The sequence below is a fragment of the Streptomyces sp. NPDC057939 genome (assembly GCF_042887545.1).
Classification (GTDB): domain Bacteria; phylum Actinomycetota; class Actinomycetes; order Streptomycetales; family Streptomycetaceae; genus Streptomyces.
Genome location: NZ_JBHVPG010000010.1, coordinates 1 through 16918, shown reverse-complemented (window position 1 = coordinate 16918; position 16918 = coordinate 1). Strand labels below are relative to the sequence as shown.

At 68.8% G+C, this 16918-nt stretch carries 18 protein-coding genes; 6 read left to right on the top strand and 12 right to left on the bottom strand.

All coding sequences use genetic code 11. The annotated features are described in order from the left end of the window. The first annotated feature begins 96 nt into the window (after nucleotides 1–96). Both ACFVS6_RS13840 and ACFVS6_RS13835 read left to right on the top strand, forming a co-directional pair. Nucleotides 97–546: a hypothetical protein gene (locus ACFVS6_RS13840; protein ID WP_389703551.1), complete on the top strand. Its 450-nt coding sequence runs from the start codon at nucleotides 97–99 to the stop codon at nucleotides 544–546. 113 nt (nucleotides 547–659) lie between these two features. After that, nucleotides 660–959, top strand: a complete 300-nt coding sequence (locus ACFVS6_RS13835; RefSeq protein ID WP_389703549.1) for a hypothetical protein — start codon at nucleotides 660–662, stop codon at nucleotides 957–959. 27 nt (nucleotides 960–986) lie between these two features. Here ACFVS6_RS13835 and ACFVS6_RS13830 read toward each other — a convergent pair whose 3' ends face one another. The 3 genes from ACFVS6_RS13830 to ACFVS6_RS13820 all read right to left on the bottom strand — a co-directional run bounded on the left by ACFVS6_RS13830 (nucleotide 987) and on the right by ACFVS6_RS13820 (nucleotide 2464). Continuing rightward, the gene (locus ACFVS6_RS13830; protein WP_389703548.1) at nucleotides 987–1664 is read right to left on the bottom strand and encodes a hypothetical protein; all 678 of its coding nucleotides are present in this window, start codon (nucleotides 1662–1664) and stop codon (nucleotides 987–989) included. A 78-nt stretch (nucleotides 1665–1742) separates the two neighbouring features. After that, nucleotides 1743–2069, bottom strand: a complete 327-nt coding sequence (locus ACFVS6_RS13825) for a hypothetical protein (protein ID WP_389703547.1) — start codon at nucleotides 2067–2069, stop codon at nucleotides 1743–1745. A 158-nt stretch (nucleotides 2070–2227) separates the two neighbouring features. After that, nucleotides 2228–2464, bottom strand: a complete 237-nt coding sequence (locus ACFVS6_RS13820) for a hypothetical protein (RefSeq protein WP_389703545.1) — start codon at nucleotides 2462–2464, stop codon at nucleotides 2228–2230. A 1939-nt stretch (nucleotides 2465–4403) separates the two neighbouring features. On the opposite strand from ACFVS6_RS13820, the gene ACFVS6_RS13815 reads away from it, so the two are divergent. Continuing rightward, on the top strand, nucleotides 4404–5264 hold the full coding sequence (locus tag ACFVS6_RS13815; RefSeq protein WP_389703544.1) for a hypothetical protein: 861 nt from the start codon (nucleotides 4404–4406) through the stop codon (nucleotides 5262–5264). 509 nt (nucleotides 5265–5773) lie between these two features. Continuing rightward, entirely contained in the window at nucleotides 5774–6799 is a 1026-nt protein-coding gene (locus ACFVS6_RS13810) for an ATP-dependent DNA ligase (RefSeq protein ID WP_389703543.1), read from the top strand. Between the two features lie 90 nt (nucleotides 6800–6889). On the opposite strand, the gene ACFVS6_RS13805 is transcribed toward ACFVS6_RS13810, so the two are convergent. From ACFVS6_RS13805 to ACFVS6_RS13780, 6 genes are all read right to left on the bottom strand, one after another. Further along, nucleotides 6890–7348 (bottom strand): SCO4225 family membrane protein, encoded by a 459-nt coding sequence (locus ACFVS6_RS13805; RefSeq protein ID WP_389703850.1) that lies wholly within the window; start codon nucleotides 7346–7348, stop codon nucleotides 6890–6892. 611 nt (nucleotides 7349–7959) lie between these two features. Beyond that, on the bottom strand, nucleotides 7960–8361 hold the full coding sequence (locus ACFVS6_RS13800) for an ATP-binding protein (protein WP_389703541.1): 402 nt from the start codon (nucleotides 8359–8361) through the stop codon (nucleotides 7960–7962). A 119-nt stretch (nucleotides 8362–8480) separates the two neighbouring features. After that, nucleotides 8481–9662, bottom strand: a complete 1182-nt coding sequence (locus ACFVS6_RS13795; RefSeq protein ID WP_389703540.1) for a PP2C family protein-serine/threonine phosphatase — start codon at nucleotides 9660–9662, stop codon at nucleotides 8481–8483. A 219-nt stretch (nucleotides 9663–9881) separates the two neighbouring features. Beyond that, a complete protein-coding gene (locus ACFVS6_RS13790; RefSeq protein ID WP_389703539.1) occupies nucleotides 9882–10553 on the bottom strand; it encodes an HAD family hydrolase in 672 nt (223 codons plus the stop codon). 104 nt (nucleotides 10554–10657) lie between these two features. Further along, on the bottom strand, nucleotides 10658–10825 hold the full coding sequence (locus ACFVS6_RS13785; RefSeq protein WP_389703537.1) for a hypothetical protein: 168 nt from the start codon (nucleotides 10823–10825) through the stop codon (nucleotides 10658–10660). Nucleotides 10826–11120: 295 nt separating this feature from the next. Continuing rightward, the gene (locus ACFVS6_RS13780) at nucleotides 11121–11459 is read right to left on the bottom strand and encodes an STAS domain-containing protein (RefSeq protein WP_389703535.1); all 339 of its coding nucleotides are present in this window, start codon (nucleotides 11457–11459) and stop codon (nucleotides 11121–11123) included. Between the two features lie 618 nt (nucleotides 11460–12077). Here ACFVS6_RS13780 and ACFVS6_RS13775 point away from each other — a divergent pair. After that, complete coding sequence (locus tag ACFVS6_RS13775) at nucleotides 12078–12704, top strand: hypothetical protein (RefSeq protein ID WP_389703534.1); 627 nt, start codon at nucleotides 12078–12080, stop codon at nucleotides 12702–12704. Nucleotides 12705–12976: 272 nt separating this feature from the next. Here ACFVS6_RS13775 and ACFVS6_RS13770 read toward each other — a convergent pair whose 3' ends face one another. From ACFVS6_RS13770 to ACFVS6_RS13760, 3 genes are all read right to left on the bottom strand, one after another. Next, nucleotides 12977–14209 carry an esterase/lipase family protein gene (locus ACFVS6_RS13770; RefSeq protein ID WP_389703533.1) on the bottom strand — a complete coding sequence of 411 codons (1233 nt, stop codon included), beginning with the start codon at nucleotides 14207–14209 and terminating at the stop codon, nucleotides 12977–12979. A 513-nt stretch (nucleotides 14210–14722) separates the two neighbouring features. After that, a complete protein-coding gene (locus ACFVS6_RS13765; RefSeq protein WP_389703532.1) occupies nucleotides 14723–15328 on the bottom strand; it encodes a hypothetical protein in 606 nt (201 codons plus the stop codon). Nucleotides 15329–15483: 155 nt separating this feature from the next. Then, a complete protein-coding gene (locus tag ACFVS6_RS13760; protein WP_389703530.1) occupies nucleotides 15484–15819 on the bottom strand; it encodes a hypothetical protein in 336 nt (111 codons plus the stop codon). 544 nt (nucleotides 15820–16363) lie between these two features. On the opposite strand from ACFVS6_RS13760, the gene ACFVS6_RS13755 reads away from it, so the two are divergent. After that, the gene (locus ACFVS6_RS13755; protein WP_389703528.1) at nucleotides 16364–16660 is read left to right on the top strand and encodes a hypothetical protein; all 297 of its coding nucleotides are present in this window, start codon (nucleotides 16364–16366) and stop codon (nucleotides 16658–16660) included. Nucleotides 16661–16918 lie beyond the last annotated feature (258 nt).

The following is a 16918-nucleotide window of genomic DNA, read 5'->3' as shown; positions in this document are numbered from 1 at the left end:
GGCGGGTGGGCGTGCACGTCAAGTCCCGTACTGCGCCGCCCGCGCGCTGCGACAGGACGTGCACAAGGGATTCTCCGGGGCTTCCAGGCTGTGCGGATGGAGTTTCCGCAGCTCAGTAGCGGTCGGGAGCACTGTAGTCGATGCAACACATGTGGTGCACGGGGCCTACTGATCCTCGTCGTCCTCGACGGCCGGCTCGCCCGCCCGGCGCTGGACGATGTCCTTCACCGCTCCTTGCAGGGAGCGCAGCAGCTCCCGCTCGGCGGCTTCCGCTCTGAGTGGACGTTAAGTCCGATCTTCCCCGGTTCATGGTCGCTCGATCGTGGTACTGATCGCTGCGCGGGCCGCCTGGTGGGCATGTCCATGTTCGGATGTGGACGTGAAGAGAGAGTCGTCATCCACGGCGTCCTGTTGGACATCGACGTCGAGGTCGTCCGCCGCAACCCTGCCGACCAGGGCAAAGGCTTCGTCCCGCAACCGAAGCGGTGGATCGTGGAGCAGGTCAACGGCACGTTGATGTTGCACCGGCGTCTTGCCCGCGAGTAAGACCACCGGCCCGACACCTCCGCCTCGCGCGTCTACTGGGCCTCGATCGCGAACGTGGCCCGCCGCCTCACCACACCGAGTCCGGCCTGGCGCGACACCCTCAGGCTGGCCGCATGAACATCATCGAGCTCCTGGCAGACCTCCGGACCCAGCACGACGAGGCCACGGCCCGGGCCGGTGAACTACGCGACCAGATAGAGCACTTGACCGCCGCCCTGGCCGAGACCGAAGCCCGACTTGAGGACCTGGCCACCACCCGGAAGGTCATCGCCGAACTCGCACCGGCCGCAGAAGACTCCGAACCGCCCAAGACGGGCGGTTCCACCACCGCGCCGCCGCCTGGCGCGAGTTCCTTGGCGCGGGGAGGTCGTGTCCTGCCCCCGCCTCCAGGAGTAGGACACTCGGGCGGATGAGTGTCCTACTTTCCGGCATGGTGACGGCTAGATCCGCGTGCCGTCCTCCCAGGTCGTCTGCCCGCTCGCCGGCGCGTAGCCGGTCTGGGAGCCCCTGAAGCCGGGGTACACCCGGTTCTGCTCGCCGACCGACGCCGCGGTGTACCCGTACGCGTGCGGGTCGAACAGTGCGACCAGGAACCTCATCTTCTCGTCCTTGGGGGCCGAGTCCTGGAACGAGTGACTGCCGGCGTCACAGGTCAGAACCGGCCCCCGCCGTTCACACTTGCCGAAGTCGATGTACTGGGCGACTTCGGCGATCCGGGGCGGGCCCATCATCTCCGCCAGCGCGGCATGGGCGGGGCCTTGCAGCCGGGCGAGCTTCGCCTTGGTCTCCTCGCAGACCTCCAGCGCGTCCTTGAACACCTGCTCGGAGGGGATGTAGAGCCCGCCCGTCCAGTTCTTGCCGATCTTGTGACGGCGTTGTTCGCCCAGGATGTCGTCGAGGTCCCCGTTGTCGCTGTTGCCCTGGACGCGGGAATCGTATTTCTCGGGAACCTGGATGTACGCCGCCAGACCCCAGTTGGTCATCGTGCGCTCGCGGCTGAAGGTGGTCTTCTTCTGCTGGTCGGCGTACTCCTGACAGCCACGATCGCGGGCTTCCTCGAAGCCCATGAGGGCTCCCGAGCCCTCCGCCCACTCGCCTTGAAGCAGTAGAACCGGCATGCCGTCCTCCAGAGCTGACTACGTTGCGTGCTGAGCCTAGGGCTTTCTGTAGTCGCGCGCGGGGGGAGGGCTGTCGGATCAGCCCATGCGCGTGTCGAACCAGTCGAGCAGTTGCTCGGGGCGTTCGGGCAAGTAGGTGTAGCCGTCCCAGCGGCGGGTGCTGCCCTCGATCCAGCAGAGTTCCTCGTCGGCGACGGGGATCGCGTCGAAGATCGCCTGTGTGTCCTCGGGCCGGGTGAGTACGTCGTCGCGGACCTGGGTGATGAAGGTGGGCACCCGGCAGCTCTTCGCGTACTCGACGGGCGACACCTGGTCGATGGTGAAGCTGGTGACCAGCTGGAACGCCCGGTCGAAGTCGTCGATCCGGTCCGCGATGCCCATCGCGCCCAGGGCCTGTCCATCCATCACGCGCAGGGAGACCGGCTGCGGGGTTGACCAGGCAGCGGACGTTCGCTCTGACCGAGTACGGCCGTCGGCTGGGCGCGCCGCCCGGAGCACTCAGACGGTGATCGAAATGACGTGGCATCGCAGTCGAGTGGCCGCGAACGCCGTGTGGAGATGCGTCAGCTCTTCTGGTTGAGGGCGCGGGTCAGGTCGCGGTTGGCTGCTCGGGCGGCTTCAAGTTCGGCTTGACGCTCCTCCAGCGCACGGGTCAGCTCAACGTTGCTCTGTTGGAGCCTGGTGATCTGGCTGTTCAGCTCGGCGACGCTGGCGGGTGGTCCGAGACCGGAGGCTCGCCAGATCTCTTCGCCGAGCGCCTTCGACAGGCGTTCTTCGAGTTGCTGGACGCGGGCGGCCAAGCGGGCGCTGCGGGCACCTGCGTTGGCGAGATCGGCTTGAAGCGGCGGCCCGGTCCCGGCCGAACCGAAGGTTCCGCAGCCAGTGATCGGCTACGGGGACGATCTCCAGATCGTCATCGAGGACCGTCCAGTACTTCTGCCCGAACGGCATCACCACGGGGAACGCCCGCATCAGCAGCTCCTACATCGAGTCGTGCAACAACCCGCCGCAGAGCCACAACCCCCGAGAACGAGTCCCAGGAGCTCAACGAACCCACCTCACCCCACGTCACACCACAGCTGATCCACCCCAAGAGAAAAGGGATTCGCCGGCGCTCCGTACCGCGCGGTGGGAGCGTGGCTTCTCTGCACTACGCCGACTTGATGGGAGGGAGGGGTGAGTGCTCCCCGTTTCCCGCTGCGGCGAGGGAACGACCGTAGCGGCGGTGTGGGTGAGCTCCCCGTTCTTCCTGGTGCGCACTGTGTGCTCCCAAATGTGGACAGAGATGACCTGAATTCGAGGGCGATCTCCTTCTGAACAGGCGCTTCACCACGAGCCCGGAGCCTTTCCCTGCACGGTTGCTTCAGGCTGGCTGGAGGGCTGGCTGGAAGGCTGCCAACATCGGTTCGGCCAGCCTCAGCAATCCGATCGGAACCGGGTCTGTGGGGCGCAGGCGCTGTTGTGCGCCATCCCAACTACGCTCTCTGGAGGCTTTCCTGTGCTTACGCCCGACGCGCCGAGTACGCCAGCGGTTGACGAGCCTGCGGTGGCAGCGCCGTGCGTGCTGGCGCCGGCTGAGGCGGCAGTGCTCATTAGCTTGATCTTGTCCGTCACTCTGCTGACGTGGTCCGGTCGGCCCATCCCGGCTGTCCTGACGGCGCTGTGCGCAGGGGCTGCGGCCATGCTGGTTCCGCTGAGGGGCATCTGTCTGGCCGCGCGCTCCGGATCGGGCTCGCAGAGGTGACTGACCGCCGACCCGCCCGCTACGACATCATCCAGGCCATCCAGGACCAGGCTGATCACCCCTTGATGAGCTTGATCTGGTTCGGTGAGCAGGCTGAGCCGGATGCTGGCCCTGTGGACCCCGGTGACACCCACCTCGTCTACTGGCTGGGCCGACTCAGGTCTGCCGCGGGACTCAGCTACGAGCAGATGTCTCGCGCGAGCCGCAAGCGGGGCATGCACATCAGCACCAGCACGTTTCGTCGCGCTGGGGCAGGCGTGGGCTGGATGTCCGAGCGCACGGCGGTCGCCTTCGCCGAAGTCTGCGGTGGTTCGTCAGGAGACGCGCGGAAGTATTGGTCTCAAGCACGAAAGGACCGGGCTCTTATCTCCATACACGGCTCCAGGGGGCGCAGCCCTAGGGCTGTTCGTACCAGAGGGCAGCTCGCTGCTGAACTGCGGCGCATTCATGCCCGAGCTGGTGCTCCGACCCTTCGCCAACTTGAAGCCCGCGGCGGCAGAGATCACCGTGGCAGACACAGGTTGCCACGTACCGGAGTGGCGCTTGCATTGCGGGCACGGGGGACGCGTCTGCCTTCCGTTTCCCTGCTGTGCGCGTTCCTGGATGTATGCGGCGTCGGTGACTCAGAGACGAGAAGGTGGGTGGCCGTTCGACACCGCCTGGCACTGGCAAAGAAGCTGTCGTCCGCCACCCCCGAAGAGTGCAGTTAACAGGTCACCGGGCGCATGGTCCGGTCTGGCTGGGTGACCAGGTGGCTACCTGAGGTCTGGCGGGGGCGGGGGCTGCGGGGGTGGTCATCGTCTGCTCCTGGCTGGTACGAAGGACATCACTCCTATTAGATCTCATGTTCGAATCCATGGGCGAGTGCGGCGCGGTGGGTCTCACGCGGACGGGCGAGGGGTCCTGTGCCACCGAAGCTGTGACCTGCCGACGTTGGCTCCGTTCTTACCGGTGAGGCCCTCGGGCATCCACGCCTTCAGTAGGAAGCAGATCCCATGAGTTTCGTCCTGACTGTCCGTCGCCGACCGGCCTTGAGTTGCGTGATTGCTCTGGCCGCGGCTGTTTTGCCTGCCCTGACTACGCCTGCCGGCGCCCATGTCCTTGCCGACACGTCCTTCACCGCGGCCAAGGTCGGCGAGTTCACCTCGCCCGATATTCCGGCCGGCTACACCGTCACCATCGTCGCCGGCGGCGGCGGCGGGGGCGGGGGTGCTCGCGGCGTCATCGGCTACAGCTCAGGTGGAGGAGGCGGTGGTGGTGGCACGGTCACCTGCGAGGTGCGCAGATTCCGGGGCGGCACCATCACCGGCTTCGTCGCCGGTGGGGGTGTCACCGGCGGAAATGACGCCCTTCATCCTGGGCAGGAAACGCCGGGTGGGCCGGGTGGCGAGGGCCGTGATGCGGCCACCACGGGCGGGGGTGGTCAGGACAGTGGCGAGGCCGGCAAGGGCGGCGATGGCGCGGTCCCGGGTGCGGCCACCGGCTCCGACACCGGTCTGGGGGGCGCCGGTGGGAGCCGGGGTGGTGCCGGCGGTGGTGGTGGCGGCGCCACCATCGTGGACGGATTCGTCACGGCCGGTGGTGGCGGCGGAGGGGGTGGTGGCGCCCGCAGGATGACGGTGAACGGTCAGGGCGGCAAGGGGGGAGGGGGCAAGCCTGTCGACCGCGCGTGCGGTACCAGCATCATCGACCGCGGGGGTGACGGCGCCCAGGGCACCGACGACGGTGGCAAGGGCGGCAGCGGTTCCAAGGGCGTTGCGGGCGCCGGTGGCGCGGGCCGGGACAAAGAGGAAGGAGGCAACGCCTACAAGACTGGCGGTGCCGGAAAGGTGACGATCAGCTGGCAGGCCCCGTAGCCGCTCCTGCCGGTTCCCGGCGGCGCAAGTCCGCGCTGAGCGCCGCGGTTGAGCGTCCCGGCCGACCATGGCGCTCGGTCACACGGATGGCATCGGGTCACTCTGACCGGGCGACGTCGGGGGAGCCCCGGCGGTGGGTGTCCGGGCAGGGCCCCACCGCCGGGAGGCCGTACGGGGGTGCGGGGGACACCGGCCGCACGGCAGGCGGGAAACGGCAGCGGTCCCGCAAAGGTCACGGGCGGGCCGGCGGCCGGGCGGCTTCGCGTTCATGGCGGCTCGGCGTCATCCGTGCGCCACAGCCGCGATGCGGCGCCACCCGGGCCGTGGGACGGTGCGGGTGGGAACCGGTGATGATGACGAGCATCCCGCACAGGACCCGGCCGGCGCGCCCCGCAGCTACGCCGGCCGGGTTCTCCCACGAGCGGGGTCCGACCGGCCCCCGCGTCCCGGTTCCGGCCTGCGGGCCGCCGGGGGCTCGGTCCCGTATGCGTGTGGGAGGGGCGGGCAGGATGGTGTTGCGGCCGCCGGTGGAGCCGATGTTGGCGCAGGCCGCCGAGGCGATCCCGCCCGTAAGCCCGCGCGCGACCGCGGTGGCCTATGAGCAGAAGTTCGACGGTCACCGGATGCTGGTGTTCACCCCGGACGGTCCCGGGGGCCGGGTGTTGCTCCAGACCCGCCGCGGCTCCCTGATCCAGGACGCGTTCCCCGATCTGGTCGCGGCGGCCGAGCGGCTCCCGCACGGCCTGGTCCTCGATGGCGAAGTGGTCGTCTGGGATCCGGAAGTCGAAGCGCTGTCGTTCGAGGGGTTGCAGCGTAGGGCCGCCGCCCGCGCCCGCACCGCCCCCGCGCTGGCCGCCCGTCTGCCCGCCCACTACGTCGCCTTCGACCTCCTTCAACAGGACGGCGTCGAGCTGCTGACGTTGCCCCAGGGTGAGCGGCGCCGGCGTCTTGAGGTGCTGTTCGCGGCCCGCGCGTTGACCGCCCCGTGGGCGCTGTGCCCGATGACCACCGACGTCGCCAAGGCGCATGAGTGGTTGGAGACTTGGACGGATGTGTCCGGCGTCGAGGGCTTGGTCGTCAAGGGCGTGACGGGCCGGTACCTGCCCGGCTCCCGAGGCTGGACGAAGGTGCGCAGGCGTGACACCACCGAGGCGATCATCGGCGCGATCACGGGCACGCTCGTCCGCCCGCAGCTGCTGGTCCTCGGCCGCCACGACACGGCGGGTCGGCTGCGGACGGTCGGCCGCACGGTGATCCTGCGCCCGGACCAGGCCCGCCACGTCGCCGAGCACTTGACCCCGGCCGACCCCGAACACCCGTGGGCCGGCGCCCGCTTCGCCGCCGCCTGGGGGCGCCGTGACGTTCTCGACGTGGTGGTGGTGCGCCCCGTCCTGGTGGCGGAGATCAGCGCCGACCGCTCCGTCGACCACGGCGGCGTGTTCCGCCACCCGGTGAGGTTGACGCGGCTGCGCCTGGATATGGGTGTCGATGACGTGCCCCGGTTCGGGGCGGGGCCGGCCGCGGCCGCTGGATGAAAGGTGAGCGCCCGACCTCAAGGAGGATGGGCCGAGGGCAGGACGTCGTTCAAGCCCTGCTTGCGGGTGCCCCGGGCGGGCCGGCCGTGGCTAGACCAGCGCGCTCCTGGCGTTGTGCCGTCGTGCCATGTGGCGGAGCAGGGCCCAGATCGCGGTGGCGTTGACGAGGGCGCTGATCAGGACCGCACCGTGGAAGCCGGCTTCGGACCACATGTCGAGCTTGGTGTCGATGGACGTATCGGGTGCCACCCAGTCCGCCGGGAGCGGGGCCGACTCCGAGGGGTAGTCCGTGGGCAGCTTGATGGGCGGGTGCGGGCCTTCGTGGATGGGCCCCTCGACCGGGGCCGGCTCGTCCAGGGCGGCCGCGGCGGGTCCGAAGGTGCTCAGCAGGAGGAGGCTGACCGGCGCGGTGGCCAGGATCGGCCAGACTCCGAAGAACCCGATGTCCCCGGTCCGGCTGACGACCGCGACGTAGACCAGCATCGCGACCACCAGCACCAGGTACCCCCCGGGCACCCACATCTCGGGCTTCGACCAGCGCCACACCATCACGTTCCCCGTCCCATTCCGCTTCGTTCGTTCTGCTGCCAGTCTCGAAGCAGGCCGGGCTCGCCACCTGAGTACGCCTACTCATCCTGGTCGGCTCCACGTACCTGGTCAGAGCCGTGCACGGCGATCAAGCCTGGGACACCGCGCGACGTATGCCCCACCTCCGGCACCCGACTCCCGGAGGACTCCGCGCGCACCACGACGGTGCGAGCGGCACCGCGGGAGCGTGCGACCGGTTGCTCGCCGTTGTCGGGCGGCGGGACGGCGGCGTGTTTTGTGGTGTGTGCCCGGCGGTGGTCGGTGGGGGTGGTCCTCACCGCCGGATGGCCGCGCGGGGTGCGGGGGAAGCGTCCGTGCGGCATGCGGGGCAACGGCGCGGGGCCGCGGTTGGTTACGGGCGGCTCGGGGCTGTGTTGACGTTCGTGGCCGTGCGGTCCGCCGGCGGGCACTGTCTCCCGGGGTGTCCGGGGATGATCATGGGGGCGGGGCCTGGTATTGACGCCCGATGTCGGCTCGCCGGTCCGGTTGCCGTCGTCCCGTGGGCGTGTCGGCATTGGTCCGTGTTTCCCGCCGGGCGCGTTGCGGGCGCGAGGGCTGGTCGGATGCGGGGTCTACCAGGAGGCGTGGGCGTGGATGGTTTTGCCGCCGTCGGGGGTCGATTCGGTGTGGGTGTGGGTGGTCAGTCGGTGGATGAGGTGCCATCCGTAGCCGCCGGTTCCGTCGGTTCGGGGGGTGTGGGGCGTGGGCGGGTGGGGGCTGGTGTCGCTGACGCGGATTTCGATGTGGTCGTCGCCCAGTTCGAGGTGGAGGGTGGCCGGTCCGTCGGTGTGGCGGATGGCGTTGGTGACGAGTTCGGCGACGATCAGCAGGATTGCGTCGGTGTACTCGGGTCGTGCGGGGGGCCGGGTCCGGGCGGCGTGGCGGAGGAAGTCGCGGGTGGCGTCGCGTGCCGTGCTGGTGGGGCTGCCGGTGCGTGGGAGCGCCTGGTCGAGAACGGGCACGAATGGGGCCACCGGTGCCCTCCTTCCGCATTGTGGGCATGTAGGGCCTCTGCCCCTTCTCCGTTCGGATAGCCCCTGAGTCCTTCCCGTGTCGGTCTTGCGCGCGTTCCGGCTGGGGCGCCCGCCCGGTGTCAATCGCGGGGGCCGCGCCAGTCCAGGCACAGGACGGTCGCGTCGTCCCGCGGCGCCATTCCGTCGTAGGCGTCGGAGACGGCGCCGACCAGGGCGCGGACGACCTCGCGGGGGTGTTCGACAGTGGTTTTGCGTAGGAGGGCGGGGAGGTCGACGGTTTCGGCGTCGCGTTCCTGCATGCCGTCGGTGTGGAGCAGGAGGCGGTCACCGGGGCGCAGGTCGAGGTCCTGGACCGTGTAGGGGCCTTTGAAGCCGGCGTAGCCGAAGGGCAGGTTCACGGTCAGGGGCAGTTCGGTGACCACGCCCTCACGCAGCAGGAACGGCCAGGGATGACCGGCGTTCACGAGCTGGGCACCGCTTCCGTCGAGGGCGATACGCAGGAGCTGGCCGGTGGCCGTGGTCCTTCGCCCGTGATCGATGAGGGCTTGATGGACCTGGCGGGCCTGCTCGGCGAGGTCCGTCCCGGCGCGGCGGGCACCCCGGGAGGCGTTGACGAGGAGGGTGGCCATGAGGGCGGCGTCGACGTCGTGGCCCATGGCGTCGGTGATCGACAGATGCAGAGTGTTGGCGTCGAGGCTGTAGTCGTAGGTGTCCCCGGCGATGGTGGCGGCCGGAACCAACGCGCCGGCCAGGGTGAACTGGGGGGCCTCGCACGAGGAGGCGGTCGGCAGGAGTTGGCGCTGGATTTCCGCGGACAGGCTGATGGGGGTGGTTCGGTTGCCCCAGTGGTAGAGGTCGGTGAAACGGCGGTCGGTGACGATGATGTATGCCAGCGCGTGCGCGGCCTCCTCGACCTCGGCCAGCACTTCCGGTGTGACCTCGGGCAGGAACAGCTCCAGGACCCCGATGGTGTCACCGCGGTTCGTCACCGGCGCCAGCACCCGTTGCCCCTGCCGCTGCCCACCATCTGCGGCCAGCACCAGCCGCTGACCTTGCAGAACCTCGTCGTAGACGCTCCGCCCGGACAGCCGAGCCTCTGCGGCACGATCCTCGTGCCGCTCCGCGGCCGTGTCGTGAACCCGCAGAAGTCGCCGGCCGACGACGTCGATGAACAGGAACGACACCCAGGTGGCGTTGAACCGGTCCCGGAGGCTGCGCGCCACGACATCGAGGGAGTCCACCGGCGCGGCGGCCTCCGCGGCCGCCAGCACTTGGGCCAGCCCGATCCGATCACGCCCCACATCAGCCTCCACAGACCACGGCCCAACCCCCGTCCCGGCGGCACGGCAGGTTCCATGCTGCGTCAAGGGCGACGTGAGACGGTTCCACCAGGGTCTTCCCACCCGGGCTGCCCTCCGGATGCGCTAACCGGCAGCCCCTTGAGTGGCGTGTCTGTCTGCCCCGAGGGAGCTTTCATCGGTGCTTACCCGCGGCCGGTGCGTTCCCCGATACTCGGCGGGTCAGTCGGCCGGTAGCCGGCGGAATGGGCTGTCGTGCAGATGCGTGAGCAAGGAGGCGGGGTCCGAGTGGACGGTGAGGGCGCCGGCTTCCTCCAGCTCGGCGCGGGATATCCCTCCGCAGAGCAGACCGATGGTCGTCACGCCTGCTCGGGTGGCGGACTTCATGTCCCACACGGAGTCGCCGACGAACACCGCCCGCTCCGCGGCCACGCCCGCCAGATCGAGGGCACGGCGGACCGGTTCGGGCGCGGGTTTGCCCTGTTCGACGTCATCGGACGTCGCAGTGTCGACGATGGCGTCATCGGCGTCGATGGCCTTGCGCAGGGCGGCCAGTTCCCGATCCTGGGCAGAGGTGACCAGCAGGACCTTCCAGCCGTCGCGTGCCAGGGTGCACAGGAGGGCGCCGGCCGAGTCGAATGCCCGAAGCCGGTCGAAGTAGGTGGCGTACAGCGTGTCGTGCGCGGTGCTGATCCGATCGTCGCCGGAGCGGTCCCGGTCCGTGCCCAGGAGGTGGTCGAGGAGGCTGTTCCCTGGCAGGCCTAGTGCACGGTGCACCGCGTGCATGGACACGTGGTGTCCGGCCTGGCGCAGAGCTTCCCACCAGCAGGTGATATGGAGGTGGTTGGTGTCGGTGAGAGTTCCGTCGACATCGAAGAGTGCGGCGCGGTCCATGGTCGTGGCTCCTCTCACACCTGCTCCCGCAGGGCGAGAAGCAGCTTCGTCGGCCCGCCCCAGGAGGCGTGCCTCGGGCTCGGGGTGACTCTCACCCTCCGTGTTCACCGTGCGATCGCAACCGCATGCGGCCGGTTGGACAGCCAACGAGTCGGTCCACTCCGGGTCGCGATCTTGTACAGGTGAGGGTCGCTCCCACCAGCCTGCTGCTGGTCACCTTGATCACCGTGTCGGTCCGGATCGAGGATCTGCGGATTGAGGGCGATCTCCACGCTGCGTCCTCCCTGACAGGTCGCCGCCATGCCTCACCTCCTGCCCCCGCCTCCACGTGACAAGCGCCTGCCCATTTGTGCTTCGCGAACCCTCTACTCGTTCGCCCGCGCCCGCGAGCGGCACGGGTCCTCCCCGCCACCGTCGCGCCGCCCGGCCGGAACTCTTCGAAGGTCACCATGGCGGTGTGCTGTGGGATCCGGCCCGGGGTGTTCCCAGAGCCGCCCGCAGTGCTGACCGGCATGTTCGCGGCGGAAGGGGGCTGCCTCTCCACCCCCTGCCCCTGGGACCTTTCATTCAGATGGTGGTCCGGCAATCGTCGGGGGTGCCGGTGAGGGCGAAGAGTTCGCGGGTGCCGGTGAGGTCGAGGACGTTGAGGGCTTGTACGCCGGCTCCGTGGAGCTCCAGGTCCCAGCCCTCGGCGTGGGCGCGCCGGTGGAGTGCGATGAGCGTGGTGAGGCCGGTGGAGTCGATGAAGGTCATGTTGGTGAGGTCCATGACCAGCGTTTTGCCGGTGAGGTCCAGGGCGCTGATGGCGGTCGTGACCTGGGGGCGGGTGTCGAGGTCGAGTTCACCGCAGACGCTGATGACGATGCGGTCGCCGAATGCGGCGACGTCAACACGGAAGGTGGTCATGGTGTGGCCGCCGTTTCGCAGGGGTTGAAGCCCATCACGGTCGGCTCCCCGATGGTGGGGGGCGGAGGAGGCCGTCAGGCGCACGACATACGGGTCGTGCAAAGCCGAGCGAGACAACCCGTACCGATGGCCGACCACCCCCTGAAGGGGTGATTCGGTGGCACGGGGTCTCTCACCAGACCAGGCTGGTTGTTCTTCGAGCCTTACACGTCTTGGAGGAAAGCACCAGAAGACCAGGTGAGCCCGCCCGAGGCCTGCAAGGGGGCCAGAAGCATTCGTGACCGGAGGGCGACAACAACCTTCCGGCCGTTCGACTGCCCTGTGGCGGGCTCCGGGCGGGGCGGCCCCGCTCAGTGTGGGCGAGAGGGCTGCGATGCGGGTGATATCCCGCTTTGACAGGTAGGGCCCGTACTCCTGAGGCGCGGGCACCCGGTCACCGCAGCTCGCACCGGCATCCGAGGAGGAGCCCGTCCCGTGCCACCGGGCACCGTACAAGGGGGTCGACGCCCACGCGGCCCGGGGTGACAGCACGGCGGGCGATACCACCGTGGCGATCGAACGTGTGGCGGTTCCGTCCATGCCCGTCGGTCGTTCGTGGTGTTCGCCTATGGTGCCCGCATGAGTGAACTCCTGCCACTGTGCGACGGCATCATGAACCTGACCGATCCGGAGACGGCATTCCTCGACGGGTTGGAGAATCCGGCTCATGAGCCGGTGGGGAGTCTGCCCTGCGAACTTCAGCACGGGCACCAGGGCGTGCACTTCGCGCTGGCCCAGGCGGACGGGGCCGACCTCTGGTGGCTCCTGTGGGCGCCGCGGGGCGCGCCCCTGACCGTCAGGGGTGAACAGGCAGACCGGCGGCTCTACCGAATGGCGCCCTGCCCCGCCACCGACCCTGCCGATCCCGACGACGACTGCACCCTGGCCCAAGGCCACAAGGGCGGGCACAGCTTCGACATGCAACCCGCGGGCCCGCGAACCCCCTCGCGGCCGATGCGGCGGAAGATCGCCGCCGAACTGCGCGCCGACATGGAGCCCGAGGAGAGCGCCTACCTGACCACGATCGACGACCTGATGCGGACACCGGGCCCCATCCTCCCCTTGCTGACCGAAGCCGAAGCGGGCATCGTCGCCGGCCTCCTGCGCATGTACACCGAGACGGACTGGCTCGTCGAGGACCAGGTGGACACACTCCTCACCCGCATCCAGAGCAGACTGGAAGCCCTCAACCCCACCGACGCCTGACCCCGTGGCTTTGTTCACGACAACCGGCTCTGGCTCAACTTCTGCGGTGACGGCTCGACGATCGGTTCAGCGGGATTCGAAGGATGAGAATCAGCCGGTCGGCCCGCTGGTCCAACGCGGGCACGGATGAGTACGGCCGAGCTCCACTGAAGTTGAGGCAGAACCCGAGAACGGAGCAGATGTTCACCGCTTCGGGAGGCGCCTGGTTCCTGCACAAACGCCCACCGGTGCCGAGGCGCCGGTGGGCGGCTGATTCGAACCTTCGCCGGCCTTTACGGCAGCTGGCCCAGGAACCAGGTGGAGAGCTCCTCGGTGATCAGGGTGTGCGTGTCGCTCTGCGAGGCGAGCTTGACGGCGTGGAAGGGCGTCTCCTCCAGGTCGTCCTCGCTGATCGGGGTGTAGAGGTCGTCGTGGGTGGCCGGCTCCCGCAGGGAGATGGCGCTGACGGCCGGGACGAAGCAGTGCTCGCGGATCGGGTTGACGACGCCGAAGCCCAGCGCGGGCGGGAGGTCGTTCAGCGTGTCGGCGAGGATGCCGAAACCGTGGAGGGTGCCGCCGGGCGCGCCGTCGATGTCGGGCAGCCCGCTGGTGCGGATCTCGCGGGTGGGGAGGGTGACCGCCCGGAGCTTGGCCACCAGCTGGTCCTGGCCTTGAGACTGGGTGTACAGCTCGGTGCCGGTGATGGCCAGCCCCTTGCCGGTGAGGGCCTCGGCGCCGGGATGCACACCGTTGCTCTCGCCGCTGGCGGGACCGTTGGCCAGGGCGATCAGCCGCATCTGCCGGTCCCGGGGCCAGTTGCCGACTTCCTCCAGGGCGCGCAGGAACGCCAGGCGCCGCTGGCTGGTGGCGGGCTCGTCCTTCCAGTCCGCGATGTGCTGCCACAGCAGTTCCTGCGCGGCCGGGCTGTTGATCTGGTCCGAGAAGCGAGGGTCGAGCTTCTTGGTGTAGTGCGCGAACGCCTGAAGGGCGATGGGGATCCAGGCACCGGTGTGCGGGCTGTCCCAGGAGAAGTAGAGCTGAGCCTCGTGCTCGATGCCTTCCGTCTCCATCTTGGCCAGGGCATACCGAGTGACCAGGCCGCCCATGCTGAAGCCGCCGACGACCAGCGGATGGTCACCGATACGGCGGTCGACCGCCTCGGTGACGGCCGCGATCACCGCCTCGGCGTTCTCCAGGATCGATGCGCTGCGCTCGTGGTAGCCGACCAGAATCACGTCGCGGCCCCGGCGGCGAAGCTCGCTCAGAAGCGGGAACGGGCCGTACTCCAGCTGCTCCCAGGTGAAGTCGAGGTCGCTGGGGCCGGCGCTGAAGCCGTCCGCCAGCAGGACCGGGTGGGTGAGCCCGCTGTTGCCCTCGCCGTGGTAGACCCAGGCGGTGCCATGGGGAAGGTCCCAGACATCAGTGGGCGGGGGCGGAATGCGGTCGGTCGTGCGCGGGCCGGGGGCCAGGACGATCGGGGAAGCGGACTGGAAGGCTTCGGCGGCCTGCTCCTCGGTGGTACTCAATGCATTTCCTTCCTGAGAGTGTGGGGGCGGGGCCCCTCACGGATTGCAGGCCGGGTCGGGGCTTTGTGGTGTCGCTCCGTTCCCGGCAGGGCAACGACACCACGCTCGTCACTCTGTGCACAAGATCAAATACGGACAGTTACGGTTGTTTGGCATGCGGGCGCGTGACCTCCGACCGGACGAGATCGAAGCGTTTCCTGCACGAACACACGCCCTGCCGGTCTGGAGTCGCCAGAACAGGGGGGACCCCGATCATTCGGCCAGCTGATGACGCTTCGAGTCGCGTGCCGCAATTGTCCGGATCACGCAACCGATTCCACCCCGGCGGGCCTGCCCCGCTCCCCCCAGAGGATGCGCCCCGACCTGGACGTAGGGAATCGAACAGCTGCCACCTTCGACGCCTCCCGAGTGGTGAACATCTGCTGTCCGTTCTCGTGAACAAAACCACCCAACCCGTTGGCCGGGTGCGAAAGGGGGTGCTCAGGATGTCCCTGAGGGCAGGTCGGGGAAGGGTCAGGGGCTGTTGAGGGCGTGGGTGAGGGCGGTGCGGAGGATGGCGCCGGTGGTGGTGATGTGGGCTGCGGTCCGGGCTCGCTCGGCGAGTGCCTCGGGCGGGGTGGTGAAGCGCCCGCCGGCGGGGCTGTGGCCCCAGTGGTCGGTCCAGGTTTGCAAGGTCTGTAGGTGGGGTTGGTTGGTCCAGTAGACCCCGCGTTGCAGAGGGAACCAGAGGGTTTCTGGGAGGCTTACGACGAGTCGGGCGGTGAGCCCGGCTCCTCTTTGTGGGCCGGTGCCTCCGAGGAGTTGGCCGGCCCGTGGGGCGCCCTCGGGGATGGGGTCCCAGTCTCGGAGCAGCCCACGGTGGTCGAGTTGGGTGTGGAGGGCGGGGGCGAGTGCGTGGTGTCGGCTGACGCGGTGTGTGCCGTTTTCGCGTAGCCGGTCTCGCTCGGCGCGGATCCATGCGCGGGCGGCGCGGAGTTCGGGTCCGCGTAGCCGTAGGACGTCGGTGTCTTGTTCGGCCTTGGCCTGCCATCGTGTCTCGGCGGTCCGCTGTTCCTCGATGAGGGTGTCGAGGCGTTCCAGGTCGGTGGGGGAGACGGCGGTGACCATGGTGTGGGGCATGGGCTCATCCTGCCGGTTGTATGCCCCGGGGTGGAACGATCGGGTCCTGAAGGGTGTGCGCGTGGCCGCTGCCGGCCTTGTGTATCTGTATAGATACTTTGGTTGCGGGGGTGGGCAGCCGGGGGGTGGGTCCGGCCGCCCTTGTGGTGGTGGGGTTAGTGGAAGACGACGGCGCGGAAGCGTGCGAGGAGGGGGCTGCGTCCGACGATGGGGCGGAGTTCCCAGGTGTTGCCTTCGCAGTCTGCGGTTTGGTAGACGGTGGCGGTGGAGGTGGTGCGGTTGCGGGCGCGGAGTGCGGGGAGGTTGAGGGTGCCTTCGAGGGCGATGCATTCGCCGTTGTCGGGGTCGAAGAGGGTGTGCTGGATCTGGATGCCGTTGAGGTCTACGGAGGTGTATTCGAATTCTCCGACGGCGGCGGAGGAGGGTGTGGCGTTGGTGAGTGCGAGTGTGAGTGCGAGGGCGGTGGCGGCGAGGGGGGTGCGCAGGCGCATGGTGTTCCCTTGTGTGGGTGTGGGGGGAGTGCACGGCGGGAGTATGCGCTGCCTTGACGCCGTGCTGTTCCTAGCCTGCCCAGTTGAGGGGGATCTCGGGTCGGACACCCTGTGATTTCACCTGCATGGAGGATGACGGATTCTCTCGCGAGACGGCACAGATCCGGCCTTTGAAGCCGCGCGAGCCGGACTGTCTATCTATATGGATAGACAGGCGCTTGTTCCGGAGGCGGCTTGTTTCTCGTGGTGCTACACAGCATCTGATGTAGTGATGCATGCGTGGGAGCGGGGGAGACGCTTCAAGTGGGCGAAGGCCCGGATCCTGTGAAAACGAGGTCGTCTCCGTGCGGAGCGGGGAGTTCTTGAGGCCGCGGCCTCGTGGAGTAACGCGGCCCGGAGGCGGTCCGGTCTGAAGCGCGGCGCGGATGGGCTCCTTGTGTGGGGGTGGGGTGGCAGCATGGTTGTGGTCAAGATCAAGTGGCGTTCGGCCGGCTGGTCCATCCATGGCTGGTGCGGTCGAACCGGGAGAAGGCGGAGCCGGATCATGGGTGTCAGCTACACCAAGTACCGTCCGTGCAATGACGCGGATCAGAAGGCGTTCCTCGCGGTTCCGGGGATCGTGGATGCGGTGACGAGCGGGCTGAAGTTCAAGGCCCCGCCGCAAATCCAGATCATCGCGGAAGCGGTCCGCGCGGAAACGGGAAACCCACGGAACTTGCAGTATCTGGTCATGGGAGGTGTCGACATCGAGTCGGACGAGGACAATCGTGAAGGCTATGCCTTCGTCAACAGTGGTGAGCTCGTCAAGTTCGACCCGATCATTCTTCCCATCCTGAGCTGAGGGGGCGCCCGCGTCAGCGGGCTGGTCCTGGAGGCGAAGCCTGAAGGACCCGGGGTGGGGGAGCGGAGCGGACCCGCCTCAACGGGCCGAAGGCCCGGACCCCGTGAAACGGGGTCATCCCGGCCTGCGCAGCAGGCCGTTCGGGCGAAGCCCGAACCAGTCCGAAGCAAAGCGTAGGACCCCGGCCCGAAGGGCCGGCCTTCCGGTGAGCGCAGCGAGCCGGGTCTCTTCCCTAGCGCGCAGCGCTAGGGGTCCCGC

Excerpts from the sequence above, each read along its gene's own strand:
- ACFVS6_RS13810 (WP_389703543.1), top strand. The coding sequence starts at position 5,774 with ATGGTGTTGCGGCCGCCGGTGGAGCCGATGTTGGCGCAGGCCGCCGAG.
- ACFVS6_RS13840 (WP_389703551.1), top strand. The coding sequence starts at position 97 with ATGGAGTTTCCGCAGCTCAGTAGCGGTCGGGAGCACTGTAGTCGATGC.
- ACFVS6_RS13755 (WP_389703528.1), top strand. The coding sequence starts at position 16,364 with ATGGGTGTCAGCTACACCAAGTACCGTCCGTGCAATGACGCGGATCAG.
- ACFVS6_RS13835 (WP_389703549.1), top strand. The coding sequence starts at position 660 with ATGAACATCATCGAGCTCCTGGCAGACCTCCGGACCCAGCACGACGAG.
- ACFVS6_RS13790 (WP_389703539.1), bottom strand. The coding sequence starts at position 10,553 with ATGGACCGCGCCGCACTCTTCGATGTCGACGGAACTCTCACCGACACC.
- ACFVS6_RS13805 (WP_389703850.1), bottom strand. The coding sequence starts at position 7,348 with ATGGTGTGGCGCTGGTCGAAGCCCGAGATGTGGGTGCCCGGGGGGTAC.
- ACFVS6_RS13830 (WP_389703548.1), bottom strand. The coding sequence starts at position 1,664 with ATGCCGGTTCTACTGCTTCAAGGCGAGTGGGCGGAGGGCTCGGGAGCC.
- ACFVS6_RS13765 (WP_389703532.1), bottom strand. The coding sequence starts at position 15,328 with ATGCCCCACACCATGGTCACCGCCGTCTCCCCCACCGACCTGGAACGC.
- ACFVS6_RS13775 (WP_389703534.1), top strand. The coding sequence starts at position 12,078 with ATGAGTGAACTCCTGCCACTGTGCGACGGCATCATGAACCTGACCGAT.
- ACFVS6_RS13815 (WP_389703544.1), top strand. The coding sequence starts at position 4,404 with ATGAGTTTCGTCCTGACTGTCCGTCGCCGACCGGCCTTGAGTTGCGTG.
- ACFVS6_RS13825 (WP_389703547.1), bottom strand. The coding sequence starts at position 2,069 with ATGGATGGACAGGCCCTGGGCGCGATGGGCATCGCGGACCGGATCGAC.
- ACFVS6_RS13760 (WP_389703530.1), bottom strand. The coding sequence starts at position 15,819 with ATGCGCCTGCGCACCCCCCTCGCCGCCACCGCCCTCGCACTCACACTC.
- ACFVS6_RS13780 (WP_389703535.1), bottom strand. The coding sequence starts at position 11,459 with ATGACCACCTTCCGTGTTGACGTCGCCGCATTCGGCGACCGCATCGTC.